We start from the raw sequence: 2,125 nt of genomic DNA, 5'->3' as shown, positions 1-2,125 counted from the left end.
ATTGACATTTTTGGTAGGCCTTCGTGGTCCAGCCGTGTTGATGGGTAGGAGAGCGTCGTGTGGCGAGTGAAGCGGCGGGGTGACCCAGCCGTGGACGCTACACGAGTGAGAATGCAGGCATGAGTAGCGAATGACGTGTGAGAAACACGTCCTCCGAAAGACCAAGGGTTCCAGGGTCAAGCTAATCTTCCCTGGGTAAGTCGGGACCTAAGGCGAGGCCGACAGGCGTAGTCGATGGACAACGGGTTGATATTCCCGTACCGGCGAAGAACCGCCCAAGCTAATCCAGTGGTGCTAAGAGTCCTAGCTCACGCTTTAGCCGATCCCTTCGGGGTGAGGCGGGTGTGTGTGAACGCTCGACCCCATGCTGGTGCGGCTAGCGTATTAACAGGTGTGACGCAGGAAGGTAGCCCAAGCCAGGCGATGGTAGTCCTGGTGCAAGTGCGTAGGCCAAGTGATAGGCAAATCCGTCACTTACATAGGCTGAGACACGATGCGGATAAAAAGTGGGTGATCCTATGCTGCCGAGAAAAGCATCGACGCGAGGTTCTAGCTGCCCGTACCCCAAACCGACTCAGGTGGTCAGGTAGAGAATACCAAGGAGATCGAGAGAATCGTGGTTAAGGAACTCGGCAAAATGCCCCCGTAACTTCGGGAGAAGGGGGGCCATCCACTTATTAGGACTTGCTCCGAAAGGGTGTGGTGGCCGCAGAGACTAGTGGGTAGCGACTGTTTACTAAAAACACAGGTCCGTGCCAAGTCGCAAGACGATGTATACGGACTGACGCCTGCCCGGTGCTGGAAGGTTAAGAGGACCGGTTAGCCGCAAGGCGAAGCTGAGAATTTAAGCCCCAGTAAACGGCGGTGGTAACTATAACCATCCTAAGGTAGCGAAATTCCTTGTCGGGTAAGTTCCGACCTGCACGAATGGCGTAACGACTTCCCAACTGTCTCAACCGCGAACTCGGCGAAATTGCATTACGAGTAAAGATGCTCGTTACGCGCAGCAGGACGGAAAGACCCCGTGACCTTTACTACAGCTTGGTATTGGTGTTCGGTGTGGCTTGTGTAGGATAGGTGGGAGACGGTGAAGCATTCACGCCAGTGAGTGTGGAGTCATTGTTGAAATACCACTCTGGTCACTCTGGATATCTAACTTAGGACCGTGATCCGGTTCAGGGACAGTGCCTGGTGGGTAGTTTAACTGGGGCGGTTGCCTCCCAAAATGTAACGGAGGCGCCCAAAGGTTCCCTCAACCTGGTTGGCAATCAGGTGGCGAGTGTAAGTGCACAAGGGAGCTTGACTGTGAGACTGACAGGTCGAGCAGGGACGAAAGTCGGGACTAGTGATCCGGCAGTGGCTTGTGGAAGCGCTGTCGCTCAACGGATAAAAGGTACCTCGGGGATAACAGGCTGATCTTGCCCAAGAGTCCATATCGACGGCATGGTTTGGCACCTCGATGTCGGCTCGTCGCATCCTGGGGCTGGAGTAGGTCCCAAGGGTTGGGCTGTTCGCCCATTAAAGCGGTACGCGAGCTGGGTTTAGAACGTCGTGAGACAGTTCGGTCCCTATCCGCTGCGCGCGTAGGAAGTTTGAGAGGATCTGACCCTAGTACGAGAGGACCGGGTTGGACGAACCTCTGGTGTGTCAGTTGTTCCGCCAGGAGCACCGCTGATTAGCTACGTTCGGGATGGATAACCGCTGAAAGCATCTAAGCGGGAAGCCGGCCTCAAGATGAGACTTCCATACCCCTTGTGGGTGAGAGGCTCCCAGCCAGACTACTGGGTTGATAGGCCGGATGTGGAAGCGCAGTAATGCGTGAAGCTGACCGGTACTAATAAGCCGATGACTTGATAACACACCGTTTTAGGTGCTTGCGTCCACTGAGTGGTTCTCGATGTACGGTCGAGAACAACACAACAATGAACAATCGTTGTTGGTTTACGAACACATCAATAGTGTTTCGGCGGCCATAGCGAGAGGGAAACGCCCGGTCACATTCCGAACCCGGAAGCTAAGCCTCTCAGCGCCGATGGTACTGCAGGGGGGACCCTGTGGGAGAGTAGGACACCGCCGGACTTCCTTTAACGAAATGGCCACCCAACGCTGGGTGGCCATTTCGCAT

2 rRNA genes (1 of these 2 cut by a window edge) are annotated in these 2,125 nt (G+C 55.1%); both read left to right on the top strand.

What is annotated here, in order from left to right:
* Nucleotides 1-1,858: ribosomal RNA gene (locus ACFZA2_RS17360) — 23S ribosomal RNA — on the top strand; it begins 1,354 nt to the left of the window's first position.
* A gap of 104 nt (nt 1,859-1,962) precedes the next feature.
* A 5S ribosomal RNA gene (gene rrf / locus ACFZA2_RS17355) occupies nt 1,963-2,079 on the top strand.
* Nucleotides 2,080-2,125 lie beyond the last annotated feature (46 nt).

It is taken from the genome of Microbacterium sp. NPDC007973, from assembly GCF_042958465.1.
Taxonomy (GTDB): Bacteria; Actinomycetota; Actinomycetes; order Actinomycetales; family Microbacteriaceae; genus Microbacterium; species Microbacterium galbum.
Note: the sequence above shows the minus strand (reverse complement) of the source record. Positions and strands in the feature narration are given on the sequence as shown.